Raw genomic sequence first — 17,086 nt, 5'->3', positions numbered from 1 at the left:
ATGGGTATTTTCGGCCTGTTCTACAACTCATGATGTAGCAAGGAAGCCATGCAGCTTTGCTCGCGCTCGTTTGGATGTCAGCTTTTGCGTTTTTGCATAGCTTAAAGCGCACCCACAGGCGGCGGCTTGAATAAGACGAAGATTTTGTTATGCCGGTGGGCCAAGGCAAAGAGGCGGACAACATGACGGTCACCATTTACGGCATCAAGAACTGCGACACGATGAAAAAGGCGAGAAGCTGGCTGGAAGCCACCGGCATCGACTATTCTTTCCATGACTACAAGTCAGCGGGTATCGACCGGGCCCATCTTGAAACATGGTGCGATGCCGCAGGCTGGGAAACGGTTCTCAACCGCGGCGGCACCACCTTCAAGAAGCTGGATGACGGCAAGAAGGCCGAACTGGACCGCGATAAGGCCATCGGGCTGATGCTGGAGCAACCCTCCATGATCAAGCGCCCAGTGCTGGAGGCGAAGGATAAAATAACCGTCGGTTTCAAGCCGGAAACCTATCAGACCCTCTTTGCGTGAGCGCCGCCCGCCATGTCCAGGACAACCCGCGCGACGCAGATGCTGACCAAGGCCGGCATAAGCTTCACCACGGTCACCTATGACTACGACCCGAATGCCGACCGGATCGGCTTGCAGGCGGCCGAGGCGATCGGTGAGGCGCCGCATCTGGTCTTGAAAACGCTGATGGCGGAGCTGGACGGCAAGCCGGTCTGCGTCGTCGTGCCCTCCGACCGCGAGGTGAGCATGAAGAAGCTCGCGGCAGCATTCGGCGGCAAATCCGCCAGCATGATGAAGCCTGCCGATGCGGAACGGGCAACCGGTTATCATGTCGGCGGCATCAGCCCTTTCGGGCAGAAGAAGCAGGTGCCGACGGCCATGGAGGCGCAAGCCATGACCCACGAATATGTATACATAAACGGCGGGCAGCGTGGCTTGCAGGTAAGACTTTCCCCACTCGATGCGCAGGCGGCGCTGAAGGCGATCGCCGCGCCGCTTGTGGCCGACTGATGCTCTCAGACCGCTTTTGAAAGCATTTGGCTTTCGAAAAGAATGGGCTATGGTCGGCGCCTCAGATTGACATATACGAAGGCAGATCATGACCGTTTCCCCCATCGATCCCGTCAAACTCGAAAAACTTGCCGAAGTCGCCGTCAAGGTCGGCCTGCAATTACAGAAAGATCAGGATCTGGTGATTACTGCTCCGCTGGCGGCGTTGCCGTTGGTGCGGTTCTTGACCAAACACGCCTATCTTGCCGGCGGCGGGCTGGTCACCACCTTCTATTCCGACGAGGAAACCACGCTTTCCCGCTACCGCCACGCCAGTGACGCGAATTTCGACCGGGCTTCCGGCTGGCTTTATGACGGCATGGCGAAGGCCTATGCCAACGGCGCGGCACGTCTTGCGATCGCGGGCGACAACCCGATGCTGCTGGCCGAACAGGACCCTTCCAAGGTGGCGCGCGCCAACAAGGCCAATTCCACGGCCTACAAGCCGGCGCTGGAGAAGATTTCCAATTTCGACATCAACTGGAACATCATCTCCTATCCGAACCCGTCCTGGGCGAGGCAGGTCTTTCCCGATGTGACGGAAGACGAAGCGGTCCGCAAACTCGCGGACGCCATTTTCGCCGCCTCGCGGGTGGATCTGGCCGATCCGGTTGCGGCATGGGCGGAGCACAACGCCAATCTCGCCAAGCGTTCGGCATGGTTGAACGGAGAACACTTCGCTTCGCTGCATTTCACCGGTCCCGGCACGGATGTGAAAATCGGCCTGGCGGACGGCCACGAATGGCATGGCGGCGCATCCACCGCCAAGAACGGCGTGACCTGCAATCCGAACATCCCGACGGAAGAAGTGTTCACCACACCTCATGCGCTGCGCGCGGATGGTTACGTGTCCAGCACGAAGCCGCTTTCACATCAGGGAACGCTGATCGACGATATCCAGGTGAAATTCGAGGCTGGCCGTATCGTGGAAGCCAAGGCTTCGAAGGGCGAAGCCGTGCTGAACAAGGTGCTCGATACCGACGAGGGCGCGCGGCGTCTCGGCGAAGTGGCGCTTGTGCCGCATTCCTCACCGATCTCGGCAAGCGGCATCCTGTTCTACAACACGCTCTTCGACGAAAACGCCTCCTGCCACATTGCGCTGGGTCAGTGCTATTCGAAGTGCTTCGTCGATGGCGCTTCGCTGTCGCAGGATCAGATCAAGGCGCAGGGCGGCAATTCCAGCCTGATCCACATCGACTGGATGATCGGTTCCGACGAGGTGGATATTGACGGCGTGAAGCCGGATGGCTCCACGGTTCCGGTAATGCGCAAAGGCGAATGGGCCTGACGAGGCCTATCTCGGCAACTGGCTGCGCTGACTGAGCCAGATGCTGAAAAGCACCGCAACAAACCCAACGATCTGCGCTGGCGTGAGGCTTTGGCCTAGCGCCAGCCAGCCGAGCAAAGTCGCAACGACAGGGCTTAGAAAACCGAGCGATGCGGCAGCGGAGGGTTCGATGCGGGCGAGCCCACGAAACCACAGAAAATAGGTCAAGGCCGCACCGATAATCCCGAGATAGACCATGCCGAGAATATTGGCCGTGGTCGGTGCAGGTAACGCCGGTTCCAGGAAATATGCGACCGGCAGGAGCAGGATGCCGCCGGCCGTCAATTGCCAGGCCGTAAAGGTGAGGTTCGATACCGGTGGCCGCCATTTCCGGGTCAGCACAGTTCCGAAGGCCATGGATACGGCACCGGCAAGACCCGCAGCCACGCCGATACCATCCAGCGCAACAGCACCCGGCGCCAGAACCAGAAGCGCAACGCCGACAATGCCGAGAAAACCAGCGGCGATGGCGAGCGGCCGGACCGGCGCGGAGAGAAACAGTCGGGAAAGGCCGATCACGATCAGGGGCTGGACCGCGCCAACCGTCGCCGCGACACCGCCGGGCAATCGGTAGGCCGACACGAAGAGCATCGCCCAGAAAAACGAGAAATTCAGTGCGCCGAGAATAAAGCTGCGCGGCCACCAGATGCCTTCCGGCAGTTTTCTGACGAGAAACAGCAGCAGCACGCCGGCCGGCAATGCACGCAGCATCGCGACATGGAATGGATATCCCTGCGGCAAAAATTCGGTCGTGACGAAGTAGGTTGTCCCCCAGATTGCGGGGGCGAGTGCGGTCACCAGCACGTCGGCTGCATATGTCGTATTTTTCTTCATTTCAAGATTCTCTATATCAAGATAAATACAATCTAGGTAATTTTATCTTGACGTCAAGATACCAATTGTTATGCCTTGGTGATGAGCAAAGAACCGCTGGACCACGTCGATCATATTTTGGCGCAATGGCGCAGAGAGCGACCCGATCTCGATGTCGGGCCCATGGGGCTACTCGGGCGTTTGAACCGGCTCAGCACGCATCTTGGCCGCGAGGTCGAGGCGGTGCTGCTGAAACACGGCCTTTCCTCCTCCGCCTTCGATGTGCTGGCGACATTACGGCGCGCGGGGCCACCCTACCGGCTTTCTCCTGGCGATCTGCTGGCCATGACCATGGTGAGTTCCGGCACCATGACCAACCGGATCGACCAGCTGGAAAAAGCCGGGCTGGTGGAGCGCATCCACAACCCGCAGGATCGTCGCAGCGTGCTGATATCATTGACCGAGCGGGGATTTGCCATTGTCGAGGACGCGGTCAGCGCCCATGTCGAGAACCAGAAACGGCTGGTCGCCCACCTCAGCGAGGAAGAACGCACGACGCTGAACCGGCTTCTCAAGCGGTTCTTGCAGGATTTCGAGGAATAGGCTTGCGGCGCGGACAGGAACCGGCAATCGCGCCGGCGATGATGCTTGTTTCCGTGAAAAAAATCCTGTAAGCAATTTTCCGTAAACCTGTACTACAGGTTGGAGGAAAAATGTATAACGCCATTTCGCATGAAACCGGTCTCGTCAGCAGCACGATTGGCGCAATCACTCGCCACATTCGCGAAAACGAACTTGCCCCCGGCGCAAAGTTGCCAAGCGAACTTTCGCTTTCGCAACAGCTCGGCGTCTCCCGCACAGTTGTCCGCGAAGCCTTCCGGTCTTTGTCAGCCATGCGGCTGATCGATGTCAACGCCGGCAAGCGCGCCACCGTGGCGACGCTGGATCACGGCGCGATGTCGCTGATGTTCGAACATGGCATTCACACCGAGCAGATCAACATCCAGCAGATTTACGACGTGCGCCGCACCATCGAAGTCAGAACCGTGACCTTGGCGGCGCTCAGGCGAACGGATGCGGAAGCGCTCACCATTCTCGGTCATGCCAACAATATGGAGCGGGATTTCGGCGACAACGACAAGGTCATGGAACACGATCTGGCCTTTCACCTCGCCATTGCCAAAGCCTCCAAGAACCCGGTTTTCGAACTCATTCTCGGGGCCTTCCAGAATGTGACACGCCGAACATGGCCGATCGGCTGGAAAAGCCGCACATCCGACGCGCAGCGCCATGCCGCAGGTGAACTTCACGTCGCCATCGGACAGGCCATTGCCGCGGGCGACCCGCAAACGGCCGCAACGCTTATGGCGCGGCATTTCGATGAAAGCGTGCATGCGCTTCTGGCCGCCGGCATCGCCTGATTTTTCAACGCAGTTCCAGATGGAAAACTGCCTGCCTCTGGAGGAGACACTTCATGAAAATTACCAAACTTGAAACCGTCCGCGTGGCGGAACGGGCAAACCTGCTCTGGGTTCTGGTCCATACGGATGAGGGCATTACCGGGCTTGGCGAAACCTTCTACGGCGCGGCGACGGTGGAAACCTATGTGCACGAATATATCGCACCCCGCGTGATCGGCCGCGATCCGTTGCAGATCGACCTTCTGGCGCAGGATCTCGTCGGTTATCTCGGCTTTCGTTCATCGGGTGCGGAAGTACGCGGCAATTCGGCCTTCGATATCGCGCTGTGGGATATTTTCGGCAAGGCCACCAACCAGCCCATCGCCCAATTGCTCGGCGGTTTCAGCCGCAAGGAAATCCGCACCTACAATACCTGCGCCGGCACCGAATATATCAAGAAGGCCACCGGCCAGCAGACGGCCAATTACGGCCTTTCCGGCGGTAAGGATTATGACGATCTGAACGGCTTCCTGCACCGGGCGGACGAACTTGCCCATTCGCTTCTGGAAGACGGCATCACCGCCATGAAGATCTGGCCTTTCGATGCGGCGGCGGAAAAGACGCGCGGGCAATATATCTCGATGCCGGACCTGAAAAGCGCGCTCGAGCCTTTCGAAAAAATCCGCAAGGCAGTGGGCGACAAGATGGATATCATGGTGGAGTTTCACTCCATGTGGCAGCTTCTGCCCGCCATGCAGATCGCCAAGGCACTTACCCCCTACCAGACCTTCTGGCACGAAGACCCGATCAAGATGGACAGCCTTTCCAGCCTGACGCGTTATGCCGCCGTTTCGCCAGCGCCGATTTCCGCATCGGAGACACTCGGCTCCCGCTGGGCCTTCCGCGATCTTCTGGAAACCGGTGCTGCCGGCGTGGTGATGCTGGATATCAGCTGGTGCGGCGGGCTTTCCGAGGCGCGCAAGATCGCGTCGATGGCGGAGGCCTGGCATCTGCCGGTCGCGCCGCATGATTGCACCGGCCCGGTGGTGCTGTGCGCCTCCACGCATCTGTCGCTCAACGCACCGAATGCGCTGGTGCAGGAAAGTGTGCGCGCCTTCTACAAGACCTGGTATCGCGACCTCGTCACCGCATTGCCGGAAGTGAAAAACGGCATGATCACCGTGCCGCCGGGCGCCGGTCTCGGCATGGAGCTGCACCCCGATATCGAAAAGACCTTCACCGTCAGCCGCCGTTTTTCGGATGCGGCGTCGATCTGATCAGAACAGGCTGCCCTGATTGCCCGGGCCAGAAGAAGCCGGTTTTACCGGCTTCTTTTTGGGTGCCACGGCGGCCTCCGGAGACGGTTCCGCCTCGCCCGTGGTGAGCGCCGATACGCGGCCATCGGCAAATTCCATCGATACCACAGCACCGGATGCAATAGCGGCAGCGCGGGTCAGCGGCCGGTTTTCCCCGTCACGGATCACGGCGTAACCGCGATTGAGCACGTTCTTGTAGGAGAGCGATTGCAGGATGCGGTCATGGGCGGCAAGGCCGGATCGGTTCTGCGCCATACGATGCAGCACAGCGGTATCGGCCCGGCGCGCGGCGGTGACCACCCGCTCCTTCTGCCGCTCCAGCTGGCCGAGCAGGCGGGCGGGGAGCGAACGCAGCGATGAGTCGAACGAATCGACGCGGCCTTTTCCCTGCAACAGACGCCGCTCCACCAAGGTTTCGGCGCGGTGCATACGCTCGGTAATCCGCTGCCTGTGATGCTTGAGACCATTCAGCAAGGTTTCCGGCCTGAGACCCGAGGCGGAACGTTCGAAGGCGCGGCGCTTGTTCAGCGTCGTCATTTCAAGCCCGCGACCCAGACCGCTTGCAGCCTCGTCGAACCGGCGGCGCGGCAACGCCAGAAGCTGATCGAGCGACGGCAGCGCGCGCACCAGCGCCCGCACGCCCTGACGGCGATTGTCCATCTGCCGCGAGACCGAACCTGAAAGGCGCGCGGCAAGGCCGGAAAGCTGCGCTTCCAGCTCAGCCCGCACCGGTACGGCCATTTCGGCGGCACCTGTCGGCGTCGGCGCGCGCACATCGGCAGCGTAGTCGATCAATGTCGTATCGGTCTCATGCCCCACGGCGGAAATCAGCGGGATTTCACTTTCGGCAGCCGCACGCACAACGATTTCGTCGTTGAAGCTCCACAAATCTTCCAGACTGCCGCCGCCACGGGCGACGATCAGCACGTCGGGACGCGCAATCTCCCCGCCGGGTTGAAGCGCATTGAAACCGCGAATGGCATTCGCCACCTCCTCGCCCGAGCCTTCGCCCTGCACCTTGACCGGCCAGACGACGACATGGACGGGAAAACGATCCGAAATGCGGTGAAGAATGTCGCGAATAACCGCGCCCGTGGGCGAGGTGACGACACCGATGACACGCGGCATGAACGGGAGACGGCGCTTGCGTTCCGGATCGAACAGCCCTTCCGCCGCCAGACGCCGGCGGCGGTCTTCCAGCAGCGCCATCAGCGCGCCGGCACCGGCCGGTTCGAGGCTTTCTATGACGATCTGATATTTCGAGGAACCCGGGAAGGTGGTGACCTTGCCGGTGGCGATGACTTCCATGCCCTCTTCCGGGCGAAACTTCAGCCGCGAGAAAGTGCCTTTCCAGATCACCGCATCGATGCGGGCGCGATCGTCCTTCAGCGAAAAATAGGCGTGTCCCGAGGAATGCGGACCACGATAGCCGGAAATCTCGCCGCGCACCCGCACCTGATCGAAAGCCGTCTCCACCGTTCGCTTGATGGAACCCGACAGTTCGGACACCGAAAACTCGGCAAGATTGCTCAATGCGGCATTGGAGAAGAAATCACTCATGCCTGTTTGTAACCAAAACCCGTCGATTCGGAAATGCCGACGCTGATCGGCCCTGTTTTAACGGCGATGAAACCATATCCTCAACTAACGGGTTAGGAAAATGAGGAATGGGGGAGAAAACAAGGGTTCGTTAGGGAAGGAGACGCTACGTCTTGTCCCAGACCCGGCAACCAAAGAGGAGGCGGCACCCATGATTTTTCTTACCGCCACAGTGCTCGGCGTAACCGCAGTTGCGTTGCGTTCGGTATTCAGCATCGTTTTCATCTGCCTGATGATTATCGGCGCCTATGGTGTCGCAATGGCGCTCTCTTCCACGGCCGTGCCCCTGATGTCGCCGCTCCTGGCGCTTGCCGGTTACAATTTCGGCGTCGTGGGTGTCGTCATCAGCCTTCTCGTGCTGCAACGCCCGCGCTCCACACAGCCGACGCTTTAAAAGCGCACGGCCTTGCGGCTTCCCCACTTTGCCCTGACCGAGATTTACGGATTGACCGTAGACCTCGCCATCACCTGTCTGCTGATTTTTTATATCGGAGTCGACCCACTCGCCGCCCGTCTGCCGGGAGCTTTGGCAGGGCTTGCGACGAGTTGGCGGCTGAACCGTTCGAACGGCGATGGACCCGGCAAGGTGAACGGCTTTCCAACGAACGCCGTCACGCTTATCTCTCGAATCGTCGGCGTCGGACTATTCGTCCTGCTGCAATGGCGCAATCCGCTGGTGCAGCCGCTAGTTCCGCTTGCCTTTTCGGCACTCGCGGCATTGGTGCTGGCGCTTTACGGCTACAGGCGACTGCAAAAGCAGCAGACGGACCGGGATTAAACCGTCTCCCAACCGTCCTTTTCGCCCGCCCGATAAATGGCGTCGATGAAAAGCTGGTTCTTCTTCGAGCTTTCCAGCGTAACGACTTCACCCTCGCCCTTCACTGCTCGGGCAAAGGCTTCCACCTGTAGCTTGTACTGGCGGCTATCCTGAAACCGGAAGATTTGCGACTGGTTATGGGCCTGATTGGTCAGCTCGATCTCTTCCGCACCCCAGCGATTGGCGTTGAAGGGAGATTTGACCTCGATGTAACCGTCAGTACCGTGAAAAACCATCAGCTGGCGGGCGGCAAGCTGCGTCGCCAGATAAAAACTCAGTTCGAAATCGCCAAAATCGGCCCTGACGCTGGAGTAGATATCGGTGCCGAACTCCCTGTCGCGCTCGACGCTTGCCTGTACGCGCTTCGGCTCGGCACCGGTGGCAAAACGGGTCACGATGGTCGGGTAAACGCCGATATCCGGCAAGGCCCCGCCACCCAGTTCGGGAATATTGCGCATATTGTCAGGATCGCGGTTGAAGTAGCTGAAAGCACCCTGCACATGCTTCAGCGTTCCGATCGCGCCCGAGGCCAGTAATTCCTTCACCTTGGCCCAAACAGGAGAATAGGTGACCATGAAGGCCTCCGACACGACGACGCCGTTGCGATCCCGCGCCTCGATGAGGGCGTCGATCTCCTGAGCTTTCAGAGCAATCGGCTTTTCGCACAGAACATGTTTACCGGCATTGACGGCTTTTATGACCCATTCCACATGTTGAGCGGTGGGAAGCGGAATATAGACCGCATCGATCACATCCGACGCCAGCATCTCCTCATAGGAGCCGAAGGCATGGGGTACGGAAAACCGGTCGGCAACCACGCGGGCCTTGGCGTGATCGCGACTGGCGATGGCGCTGACCACAGAGTTCTGCGCATCCTGTATCGCCGGAATGACATGATCCTGAGCGATTTTCGCCGTTGAAATTATTCCGAAGCGCAACATTCCATTCTCCCACTCTGCAATTTCTGGAAACTTACCATTGTCGTGCAGCGTGGCAAGCCGTGCGAAAGCGAGACGGCGAAAGTGGATGGCTGGATTTGTCCCTCCTTTGTCGGTTTTCCTGCTTTTCTCCATCCTTTCTAGGGTGGATTATGCTATGCATGAACCCAATGGAGAATCATGAAATGTCCTCTTCTCACACCGCTCTTCTTGTCATCGACGTTCAGGAGTCCTTCCGGCATACCCCTTATTTCGAGGAAAGCGGACTTGCCGCCTATCTTGAGAAACAACAGACTTTGATCGATGGCGCGACAGCCGCCGGAATTCCCGTCGTGCAAATCTACCACGTCGATGGCGACCGGGCCTTTGCAGAGGAGAGCGGGTATATCCGCGCGCTGGAGGGTGTGCGCATCACCCCTGACGTCACCTTTCACAAGAACCGCCATTCGGCTTTCGCTGGCACCGGTCTTGATATCTGGCTGACGCAGAAGGGCATCAACCGGCTGATCGTCTCCGGCATCCGCACCGAACAATGCTGCGAAACGACTACTCGTCATGCATCTGACCTCGGTTACACCGTCGATTACGTCACCGAGGCGACGCTTACCTTTCCGATGACGCACGCCTCCGGCACCGTGTTCAGTGCGGACGATATCCGCACACGGACCGAACTGGTACTGGCCGACCGCTTCGCGCGCATTGCGACCGTCGACGACATTCTCGAAACCGTCAAAAAGGCCGCCTGATGGACAAAGGCGGCACACGTATCATTCCCTTTTACACGCTTGTGCCGCCGCACGCGCTGTTGCTCGACATTGCCGGCCCGTTGGAGGTGATCCGTTACGCCAACACGGAACAGCGCGACATCCATTTCGACTGCCGCTACATTGCAGCACATGATCAACAGCAATCCTCCATCGGCCTTGGGCTCTGCGGGCTGGAGACCCTGCCCGCAACCCTGCCGGAAAATGCCTTCCTGCTGATTTCCGGCAGCATCTCCCACTTCGACAACGCGCCGGAGATGCGACGGGAGCGGCAGGCGCTGGTGGCATGGCTACGCCGCGCAGTGCGCGCGGACACCACAGTCATTTCCATCTGCTCCGGCGCGCTTCTGGCGGGCGACGCCGGGCTTTTCGACGGGCGGAGCTGCACGACACATGCGGATTGCGTCGAAGCGCTGCGACGCATCGCACCGCTGTCGCAGGTGGCCGAAAACCGCCTTTTCGTGGAGGATGGCAACCGCTTCTCAAGCGCCGGTATTTCTACCGGCACCGACCTGATGTTGCATGTCGTTTCCCGCCTGACATCGCCGGCGGTCGCGGCGCGGATTGCCAAAAACATGGTAGTTTATCTCAGACGCAGCGGTAATGATCCGCAAATCTCCCCCTGGCTTACCGGCCGCAATCACATCCACCCCGCCATTCACCGGGTGCAGGACCGGGTGATGACTGAGCCGGCTCAGGACTGGTCGCTGGAACGGCTGGCGGATATTGCCGCACTCAGCGAAAGGCATCTGTCCCGCCTGTTTCGCGAGCATACCGGGATCAGTGTCATCGACTACGTCAACCTGATGCGGGTCAATCTCGCCCGTGACATTCTTGCAAACAGCCGCCTGGATATGGAAGCCATTGCTGAGCGGGCGGGCTTTGCCTCTGCCCGACATTTGCGGCGCGTGTGGCAACAGCACAATCGCCTCCCGCCCAGCCACTATCGCGGCTTTCAGGCCTGATTTCAGCCGCTTTTTCCCGTTGCCTGATGAATGCCATCAAAGGAATTGAATGGTTATGACGGCAAGCAGTTGCTAATCTTGCCACAAGACAGCAACAGGAGCATTCCCCGTGGAAAAACGAAGCCTTGGCCGCACCGGCCTCTCCATCGCCCCGATCGTCTTCGGCGGCAACGTGTTCGGCTGGACGGCGGACGAGAAAACTTCCTTTGCCCTGCTCGATGCATTTTTCGACGCCGGCTTCAACGCCATCGACACGGCGGATGTCTATTCGGCATGGGTGGATGGGCATGAGGGCGGCGAGTCCGAAGCCATTATCGGAAAATGGCTGAAACAGTCGAGCGTGAAGCGCGAAGATGCGGTGATCGTCACCAAGGTCGGTTTTGACAATCGCGGCCAGAAGACGGGCCTTGGCGCCAAATGGATCGCAGAGGCCGTCGAAGCTTCGCTCAAGCGTTTGCAAACCGACTATATCGATCTTTACCTCGCCCATAAGCCGGACGCGGACGTGCCGCTGGAGGAAACGCTTGCCGCCTTCGCAAAGTTGAAGGAACAGGGGAAAATCCGTGCCATCGGCTGCTCCAACTATTCGGCGAGCCAGCTTCAGGAGACGTTGGACACGGCTGCGAAGAATAATCTTCCGCGTTACGACGTGCTGCAACCGGAGTATAATCTTTACAACCGCGCGGATTTCGAAGGTCCGCTTGCCGAACTTTGCGCCAGGGAAGAGATCGGCGTCATCAATTATTACAGCCTTGCGGCCGGTTTCCTCACCGGAAAATATCGCGCCAAGGCCGATACGGAAGGCGTCGCCCGCAGCTACCGGGTGGGCGAATATCTCAACACACGCGGCCTTGCCGTTCTGGGCGCCATGGATGCGGTTGCTGCGGAAACCGGGGCCAAGCTTGCCGATATCGCGCTGGCATGGCTGTTGCGGAAGAAGGCCGTGACGGCGCCGATCGCCAGCGCCACCAGCCTGTCGCAGCTCGAAAGCTTCAGTCGCGCCGTCGATCTGAAGCTGACCGATGAGATGATGGCGCTTCTCGACAAGGCAGGTGCGTAATATGGACCTGTCAATTCGTGACGCGCAGCCGGGCGACCATGCGGAATGGTTGCGTCTGTGGACCGACTATCTCGCCTTCTACAATGTAAATCTTGCCGACGACGTGACGGCCCACACATGGCAGCGCATCATCGACCCTGCGTCGCGTGTTTCCATGCGTGCGGCTTTTCTCGGCGACAGCATGGCAGGTTTCGCCATCCACCACTTCCATGATTCCACCTGGGTCAAAACGCCGGACTGCTATCTGGAGGACCTGTTTGTCGACGGCGCGATCCGCGGCAAAGGAACGGGCCGGGCGCTGATCGACGACCTCATCGCCATCTGCAAGGAAAAGGGCTGGTCACGGCTTTACTGGAACACGGACGAGCATAACCATCGCGCCCAAAAGCTCTACGACAGCTACATAAAGAGCGACGGCCATATCCGCTATCGCATCACGATCTGACACGGAGCGCCTCAACTTCTGAAGCGGAAGAAATCAACGAAAGCCCTCAGCGCCGGGCGCATCTGCCGGCGCGAGGGGTAATAGATATAAAAACCGTCAAAGGGCGCGCACCAGTCCTCCAGCACGCGGACCAGCCTGCCCTCTTTTATATCGTCCTCCACGCGTTGTTCGAAAACGAAGGCCAGACCCGACCCGTCGATCGCCGCCCGGCGGATGAGGCTCTGGTCCGACAGGATGAGTGGTCCCCGCACATCAACCACCAAAGGTTTGCCGTCCTTTTCAAGCTCCCAGCGGTAAAGAAGGCCGCTGGAAAAGCGGCGGAGGATGCAGCGATGCCGCATCAAATCCCCCGGCTCACGCGGCGGAGGATTTTCTGCGAAATAGGAGGGCGCACCGACAATCGCGCCACGCCATGGGCCACTGGCTTTCACGGCAATCATATCCGCTTCGAGATGCTCACCGAGCCGAAAACCCGCATCGAAACCTTTCGCAACGATATCCTCGAAGCGATCATCCGTCGAAATCTCCAGGGAGATATCCGGGTAAAGCCGCAGGAACTTACCGAGCCTCGGCATGATGAGGTCCTCGGTCGCAAGCCGAGGCAGGGTGACGCGCAGAGGGCCGGCAACTCTTCCGCCATGTTCGGCGAGTGTCTGAATGACCGTATCTATATCGGCAAGAGCCGGTCCGAGCGTTTCGAGAAGTCGCTTGCCCTCCTCTGTCGGCGAAACGCTGCGGGTGGTGCGGTGAAGCAGACGCAGGCCAAGGCTCGCCTCCAGCGACGACACCGCATGGCTGACCGCCGATGGTGCAATGGCAAGTTCAGCCGCAGCCTTGCGGAAGCTGCGGCCTTCGGCGACGGCGGCGAGGACGGCCAGCTGAGAGAGTTGCACGCGGTTCATTGTTCTAAATGATAGAACAACCCGCACGGATTTGCAGCGATTATTTTTGCCGCCTTGCGGCGTTATATTCTCGTCATGCTCGACAGAGGGCATTTAAGTTTTTGTTTTGACGCATGTCTTTGTCCCAAAACCGCTGAACACTTTTGGGAGACATACTCTAATAAAGGACAGACAGATGAAAAACAGATTTCTCGGAAAAGACCTCTCCGTTTCCGCACTGGGGCTTGGCTGCATGGGTATGAGCCATGCCTATGGCCCTTCAGCCGACGAAAGCGGCGCGATCGCCACACTGCACCGCGCCGTGGAGCTTGGCGTCACATTTTTTGATACGGCGGAAATCTACGGCCCCTTCAAAAACGAAATCCTCGTCGGCAAGGCTTTGAAGCCCTATCGCGACAAGGTGGTCATCGCCACCAAGTTCGGTTTCCGCATCGATGGCAGCAAACCTTCAGCGGCGGAGATGATCCAGGGTGTTGACGGCTCGCCTGCAAATGTCCGCGCTGTTGCGGAAGCCTCGCTGAAACGGCTCGATATCGATGTCATCGATCTCTATTACCAGCATCGCGTCGACCCCGACGTGCCGGTAGAGGAGACGGTGGGCGCGATGGCCGATCTGGTGCGCGAGGGCAAGGTGAAGGCGCTCGGGCTTTCCGAAGCCAGTGCCGCGACCATCCGCAAGGCGCATGCCGTTCACCCGATCGCGGCCATCCAGAGCGAATATTCGCTGTGGACCCGTGATCCCGAAGAGAATGGCGTGCTGGAAACCTGCCGTGAACTCGGCATCGGTTTCGTGCCCTTCAGTCCGCTCGGTCGCGGTGCTCTGACAGGCGCACTGAAGACGCTTGACGGCCTTGCATCCGATGATTTCCGCCGCAGCCTGCCACGCTTTCAAAGCGAGAACTTCGACGCCAATCTGGCTCTCATCAAGCTTCTGGAAGATATGGCGGCCCAAAAGGGCATCACTGCCGGACAACTGGCGCTCGCCTGGGTTCTGGCACAGGGCGACTTCATCGTTCCAATCCCCGGCACGACAAAAATCGCCAATCTGGAGAAAAACGTGGCTGCGGCGGACGTATCGCTGACGGCGGACGAGGTCGCCAGCCTCGGCACGTTGCTGGCTCCAACAAAGGTCGCCGGCCAACGTTATCCCGAGCGCATGTCACAGATGGCGAACCGTTAAAAACAAAAAGCCGCGGCAGCCGCCGCGGCTTTTTCCAATCTATGCGACGAGGCCCTATGCTCTCAAAACGCCGCCCGTCGATTTCTCGACGTTACCTACGATCTTGGCCGTGAGCGCCTCGAAATCCTCATCCGTCAGCGTCTTGTCGACCGGCTGGATTTGAACCTCGATGGCGACAGACTTGCGGTCCTCGCCAAGCGATGCGCCCTCGAAAATATCGAAGACATTGACGCCGGTAATCAGCTTGCGATCGGCACTCGTCGCCGCCTTGATGATGGCGCCTGCCTCGACCGACTTGTCGACTACGAAAGCGAAGTCGCGCTTGACCGCCTGGAAGGGCGAAAGTTCAAGCGCCGGCTTGGTGCGGGTCGCCTTCTTCTTCGGCTCCGGCATGGCGTCGAGATAGATCTCGAAACCGCAATAGGCGCCGGAAACATCCAGTTCGGACAATGTCTTCGGGTGGAATTCACCGAAATAACCGAGCACGACCTTCGGACCCATCTTGATGGTGCCGGAACGGCCGGGGTGATACCAGCCCGGAGCGCCGGCCTCGATCTGCACATTGGCCATGGGCAGGCCGCAGGCTTCGAGTACCGAAAGCGCATCGGCCTTGGCGTCATAGACATCCACCGGCTTGCCGCCGCCCTTTACAGCATTGGACCACATGCGGCCACTGCCTGCGAGCGAGGCTGTACCACGGCGAACGCCGCCGGCGACACGGCGCTGGGCTTCCGGCGTATCGCCCTCATAGGTACCGGAGACCTCGAAGATCGCCACATCGCCGTGCCCCTTGTCGGCATTGCGCTGTGCGGCGGCCAGAAGGCCCGGCAACAAAGAGGGCCGCATGTCCGACATATCGGCTGCGATGGGGTTGGCCAGTTTCAGCGCCGGCGAACCGCCACCGAAAAGCTTTGCCTGCGCTTCGGGGATGAAGGACCATGTGACGGCCTCCAGCATGCCGCGGCTCGCGAGCGCACGGCGCGCGGTGCGGGTGCGGATCTGCAGCGTGGTTAGAATACGGCCGTTGACGGCACCGAAGCTTTCCAGCGGTTCCGGCTTGATGTTGTCAACGCCATGGATGCGCATGACCTCTTCCACCAGATCGGCCTTGCCATCGACATCCGGACGCCAGGATGGGACGGTAACGGAAACCCGCTCGCCCGTTCCCTCGACGCCGAAACCGAGACCTCTAAGAATGGTGAGGCTCTCTTCCGCTGAGACTTCCAAACCGGTCAGTCGCTTTACTTCCGCCAGTGGAAAATCCACCACCTTGGGCTGATGACCCTTGTAACCAACGACCTTCGCTTCGCCGGCGACGCCACCGCACAGTTCCAGAACCAGTTCGGTGGTGCGTTCCAGACCCGGAACCATATATTCCGGATCGACGCCGCGCTCGAAGCGATAACGCGCATCGGTGATGATGCCGAGCGAACGACCGGTCTTGGCGATATTGATCGGATCCCAAAGGGCAGACTCAATGAGCACGTCGACGGTGTTTTCGTCGCAGCCGGAATGTTCGCCGCCCATGACGCCGCCAATCGACTCGAGGCCCTTTTCATCCGCGATGACAACATTGTTCGGGCCGAGCTTGTATTCACGCTGGTCGAGCGCAAGGATGCTCTCACCTTCCTTGGCGCGGCGAACCGTGAGGTCACCCTTCACCTTGGCGGCATCGAAGACGTGCATCGGCCGGCCTTGATCGAAGGTCATGTAGTTGGTGATATCAACCAGCGCATTGATGGGGCGCAGGCCGATCGCCATCAGGCGCTGCTGCATCCACTTCGGGCTAGGACCGTTCTTCACACCGCGCACGATGCGCAGCGAAAAGCCGGGGCAGAGCGCTGCATCGTCCAGTTCCAGCTTGACGTCGACCGGTGTTGCACCTTCCACCTTGAAGGACGGCGCGGGCCTTGTCTTGAGCTTACCGAGACCGGAAGCGGCGAGATCACGGGCGATGCCGTAGATCGAGGTGCAGTCCGGACGGTTTGGCGTCAGATTGATCTCGATGACCGGATCGTCAAGCCCGGCATAGGTGGCAAAAGATGTGCCGACCGGCGCGTCTTCCGGCAAGTCGATGATGCCGTCGTGGCTGTCGGAAATGTTCAGCTCCTTTTCGGAGCACATCATGCCATGGCTTTCGACACCGCGTATCTTGCCGACAGCAAGCGTGACATCGATGCCCGGAACATAAACGCCCGGACGCGCGAGCGCACCGACAAGGCCAGCGCGCGCATTCGGCGCACCGCAAACGATCTGCACCGGCTTGCCGTCACCGGCATCCACCATCAACACCTTGAGGCGGTCGGCCTCCGGATGTTTTTCGGCGGAAACGACCTTGGCGATGACGAAAGGCCTGTAGGCCGCCTTGTCGTCAACGTCCTCGACCTCAAGACCGATAGCCGTCAACCGCTCGCAAATCTCGTCCAGCGTCGCATCGGTTTCGAGATGCTCTTTCAGCCAGGAAAGAGTGAATTTCATGTCTTTGCTCCTTGGCTAACCGGA

18 protein-coding genes are annotated in these 17,086 nt (G+C 59.6%); 13 read left to right on the top strand and 5 right to left on the bottom strand.

The genetic code is table 11. From position 1 onward, the window contains the following. Positions 1 to 182 precede the first annotated feature (182 nt). From RS75_RS05705 to RS75_RS05695, 3 genes are all read left to right on the top strand, one after another. On the top strand, positions 183 to 530 hold the full coding sequence (locus RS75_RS05705) for an ArsC family reductase (RefSeq protein ID WP_045018354.1): 348 nt from the start codon (positions 183 to 185) through the stop codon (positions 528 to 530). Between the two features lie 12 nt (positions 531 to 542). Next, the gene (gene ybaK, locus RS75_RS05700) at positions 543 to 1,019 is read left to right on the top strand and encodes a Cys-tRNA(Pro) deacylase (RefSeq protein ID WP_045018241.1); all 477 of its coding nucleotides are present in this window, start codon (positions 543 to 545) and stop codon (positions 1,017 to 1,019) included. Positions 1,020 to 1,107: 88 nt separating this feature from the next. Beyond that, complete coding sequence (locus RS75_RS05695; RefSeq protein WP_045018239.1) at positions 1,108 to 2,346, top strand: aminopeptidase; 1,239 nt, start codon at positions 1,108 to 1,110, stop codon at positions 2,344 to 2,346. 6 nt (positions 2,347 to 2,352) lie between these two features. On the opposite strand, the gene pecM is transcribed toward RS75_RS05695, so the two are convergent. Further along, positions 2,353 to 3,219: a 4-hydroxybenzaldehyde efflux transporter PecM gene (gene pecM, locus RS75_RS05690; RefSeq protein ID WP_045018237.1), complete on the bottom strand. Its 867-nt coding sequence runs from the start codon at positions 3,217 to 3,219 to the stop codon at positions 2,353 to 2,355. A gap of 81 nt (positions 3,220 to 3,300) precedes the next feature. On the opposite strand from pecM, the gene RS75_RS05685 reads away from it, so the two are divergent. The 3 genes from RS75_RS05685 (at position 3,301) to RS75_RS05675 (ending at position 5,875) form a co-directional block, all read left to right on the top strand. Continuing rightward, complete coding sequence (locus RS75_RS05685) at positions 3,301 to 3,801, top strand: MarR family winged helix-turn-helix transcriptional regulator (protein ID WP_045018235.1); 501 nt, start codon at positions 3,301 to 3,303, stop codon at positions 3,799 to 3,801. 110 nt (positions 3,802 to 3,911) lie between these two features. After that, positions 3,912 to 4,619, top strand: a complete 708-nt coding sequence (locus RS75_RS05680) for a FadR/GntR family transcriptional regulator (protein WP_045018233.1) — start codon at positions 3,912 to 3,914, stop codon at positions 4,617 to 4,619. Positions 4,620 to 4,672: 53 nt separating this feature from the next. Beyond that, entirely contained in the window at positions 4,673 to 5,875 is a 1,203-nt protein-coding gene (locus RS75_RS05675) for a mandelate racemase/muconate lactonizing enzyme family protein (protein WP_045018231.1), read from the top strand. Here the strand turns inward: RS75_RS05675 and xseA are convergent, their stop codons facing one another. Next, positions 5,876 to 7,474 carry an exodeoxyribonuclease VII large subunit gene (xseA, locus tag RS75_RS05670; RefSeq protein WP_045018229.1) on the bottom strand — a complete coding sequence of 533 codons (1,599 nt, stop codon included), beginning with the start codon at positions 7,472 to 7,474 and terminating at the stop codon, positions 5,876 to 5,878. It abuts the gene before it with no gap. A gap of 190 nt (positions 7,475 to 7,664) precedes the next feature. Here xseA and RS75_RS05665 point away from each other — a divergent pair, with 190 nt between their 5' ends. Together RS75_RS05665 and RS75_RS05660 are read left to right on the top strand one after the other, a co-directional pair. Then, positions 7,665 to 7,907 carry a hypothetical protein gene (locus RS75_RS05665; protein WP_045018228.1) on the top strand — a complete coding sequence of 81 codons (243 nt, stop codon included), beginning with the start codon at positions 7,665 to 7,667 and terminating at the stop codon, positions 7,905 to 7,907. Between the two features lie 12 nt (positions 7,908 to 7,919). After that, positions 7,920 to 8,291, top strand: coding sequence for a hypothetical protein (locus RS75_RS05660; protein ID WP_045018226.1), 372 nt, complete (start codon positions 7,920 to 7,922; stop codon positions 8,289 to 8,291). Here RS75_RS05660 and RS75_RS05655 read toward each other — a convergent pair. Continuing rightward, on the bottom strand, positions 8,288 to 9,271 hold the full coding sequence (locus RS75_RS05655; protein ID WP_045018224.1) for a Gfo/Idh/MocA family protein: 984 nt from the start codon (positions 9,269 to 9,271) through the stop codon (positions 8,288 to 8,290). The two genes, RS75_RS05660 and RS75_RS05655, sit on opposite strands and share 4 nt — an antisense overlap. A 182-nt stretch (positions 9,272 to 9,453) precedes the next feature. Between RS75_RS05655 and RS75_RS05650 the strand changes: the two genes are divergently transcribed. The 4 genes from RS75_RS05650 to RS75_RS05635 all read left to right on the top strand — a co-directional run bounded on the left by RS75_RS05650 (position 9,454) and on the right by RS75_RS05635 (position 12,502). After that, the gene (locus tag RS75_RS05650; protein WP_045018222.1) at positions 9,454 to 10,014 is read left to right on the top strand and encodes a cysteine hydrolase family protein; all 561 of its coding nucleotides are present in this window, start codon (positions 9,454 to 9,456) and stop codon (positions 10,012 to 10,014) included. Next, positions 10,014 to 10,997: a GlxA family transcriptional regulator gene (locus RS75_RS05645; protein ID WP_045018220.1), complete on the top strand. Its 984-nt coding sequence runs from the start codon at positions 10,014 to 10,016 to the stop codon at positions 10,995 to 10,997. The genes RS75_RS05650 and RS75_RS05645 overlap by 1 nt, the downstream gene beginning before the upstream one ends. 109 nt (positions 10,998 to 11,106) lie before the next feature. Then, entirely contained in the window at positions 11,107 to 12,057 is a 951-nt protein-coding gene (locus RS75_RS05640; protein ID WP_045018219.1) for an aldo/keto reductase, read from the top strand. 1 nt (position 12,058) lies between these two features. Continuing rightward, positions 12,059 to 12,502, top strand: coding sequence for a GNAT family N-acetyltransferase (locus RS75_RS05635; protein ID WP_045018217.1), 444 nt, complete (start codon positions 12,059 to 12,061; stop codon positions 12,500 to 12,502). Between the two features lie 11 nt (positions 12,503 to 12,513). Here the strand turns inward: RS75_RS05635 and RS75_RS05630 are convergent, their stop codons facing one another. Continuing rightward, positions 12,514 to 13,404 carry a LysR family transcriptional regulator gene (locus RS75_RS05630; protein ID WP_045018214.1) on the bottom strand — a complete coding sequence of 297 codons (891 nt, stop codon included), beginning with the start codon at positions 13,402 to 13,404 and terminating at the stop codon, positions 12,514 to 12,516. A 175-nt stretch (positions 13,405 to 13,579) separates the two neighbouring features. On the opposite strand from RS75_RS05630, the gene RS75_RS05625 reads away from it, so the two are divergent. Further along, positions 13,580 to 14,584 (top strand): aldo/keto reductase, encoded by a 1,005-nt coding sequence (locus tag RS75_RS05625; RefSeq protein ID WP_045018213.1) that lies wholly within the window; start codon positions 13,580 to 13,582, stop codon positions 14,582 to 14,584. A 54-nt stretch (positions 14,585 to 14,638) separates the two neighbouring features. On the opposite strand, the gene pheT is transcribed toward RS75_RS05625, so the two are convergent. Then, positions 14,639 to 17,062: a phenylalanine--tRNA ligase subunit beta gene (pheT, locus tag RS75_RS05620; protein WP_045018211.1), complete on the bottom strand. Its 2,424-nt coding sequence runs from the start codon at positions 17,060 to 17,062 to the stop codon at positions 14,639 to 14,641. Positions 17,063 to 17,086 lie beyond the last annotated feature (24 nt).

This window comes from Rhizobium nepotum 39/7, from assembly GCF_000949865.1.
GTDB classification, from domain to species: Bacteria; Pseudomonadota; Alphaproteobacteria; order Rhizobiales; family Rhizobiaceae; genus Agrobacterium; species Agrobacterium nepotum.
Note: the sequence above shows the minus strand (reverse complement) of the source record. Positions and strands in the feature narration are given on the sequence as shown.

Excerpts from the sequence above, each read along its gene's own strand:
- RS75_RS05625 (WP_045018213.1), top strand. The coding sequence starts at position 13,580 with ATGAAAAACAGATTTCTCGGAAAAGACCTCTCCGTTTCCGCACTGGGG.
- RS75_RS05675 (WP_045018231.1), top strand. The coding sequence starts at position 4,673 with ATGAAAATTACCAAACTTGAAACCGTCCGCGTGGCGGAACGGGCAAAC.
- xseA (WP_045018229.1), bottom strand. The coding sequence starts at position 7,474 with ATGAGTGATTTCTTCTCCAATGCCGCATTGAGCAATCTTGCCGAGTTT.
- RS75_RS05685 (WP_045018235.1), top strand. The coding sequence starts at position 3,301 with ATGAGCAAAGAACCGCTGGACCACGTCGATCATATTTTGGCGCAATGG.
- pheT (WP_045018211.1), bottom strand. The coding sequence starts at position 17,062 with ATGAAATTCACTCTTTCCTGGCTGAAAGAGCATCTCGAAACCGATGCG.
- RS75_RS05645 (WP_045018220.1), top strand. The coding sequence starts at position 10,014 with ATGGACAAAGGCGGCACACGTATCATTCCCTTTTACACGCTTGTGCCG.
- RS75_RS05655 (WP_045018224.1), bottom strand. The coding sequence starts at position 9,271 with ATGTTGCGCTTCGGAATAATTTCAACGGCGAAAATCGCTCAGGATCAT.
- RS75_RS05695 (WP_045018239.1), top strand. The coding sequence starts at position 1,108 with ATGACCGTTTCCCCCATCGATCCCGTCAAACTCGAAAAACTTGCCGAA.
- RS75_RS05680 (WP_045018233.1), top strand. The coding sequence starts at position 3,912 with ATGTATAACGCCATTTCGCATGAAACCGGTCTCGTCAGCAGCACGATT.
- ybaK (WP_045018241.1), top strand. The coding sequence starts at position 543 with ATGTCCAGGACAACCCGCGCGACGCAGATGCTGACCAAGGCCGGCATA.
- RS75_RS05665 (WP_045018228.1), top strand. The coding sequence starts at position 7,665 with ATGATTTTTCTTACCGCCACAGTGCTCGGCGTAACCGCAGTTGCGTTG.
- pecM (WP_045018237.1), bottom strand. The coding sequence starts at position 3,219 with ATGAAGAAAAATACGACATATGCAGCCGACGTGCTGGTGACCGCACTC.
- RS75_RS05630 (WP_045018214.1), bottom strand. The coding sequence starts at position 13,404 with ATGAACCGCGTGCAACTCTCTCAGCTGGCCGTCCTCGCCGCCGTCGCC.
- RS75_RS05650 (WP_045018222.1), top strand. The coding sequence starts at position 9,454 with ATGTCCTCTTCTCACACCGCTCTTCTTGTCATCGACGTTCAGGAGTCC.
- RS75_RS05705 (WP_045018354.1), top strand. The coding sequence starts at position 183 with ATGACGGTCACCATTTACGGCATCAAGAACTGCGACACGATGAAAAAG.
- RS75_RS05635 (WP_045018217.1), top strand. The coding sequence starts at position 12,059 with ATGGACCTGTCAATTCGTGACGCGCAGCCGGGCGACCATGCGGAATGG.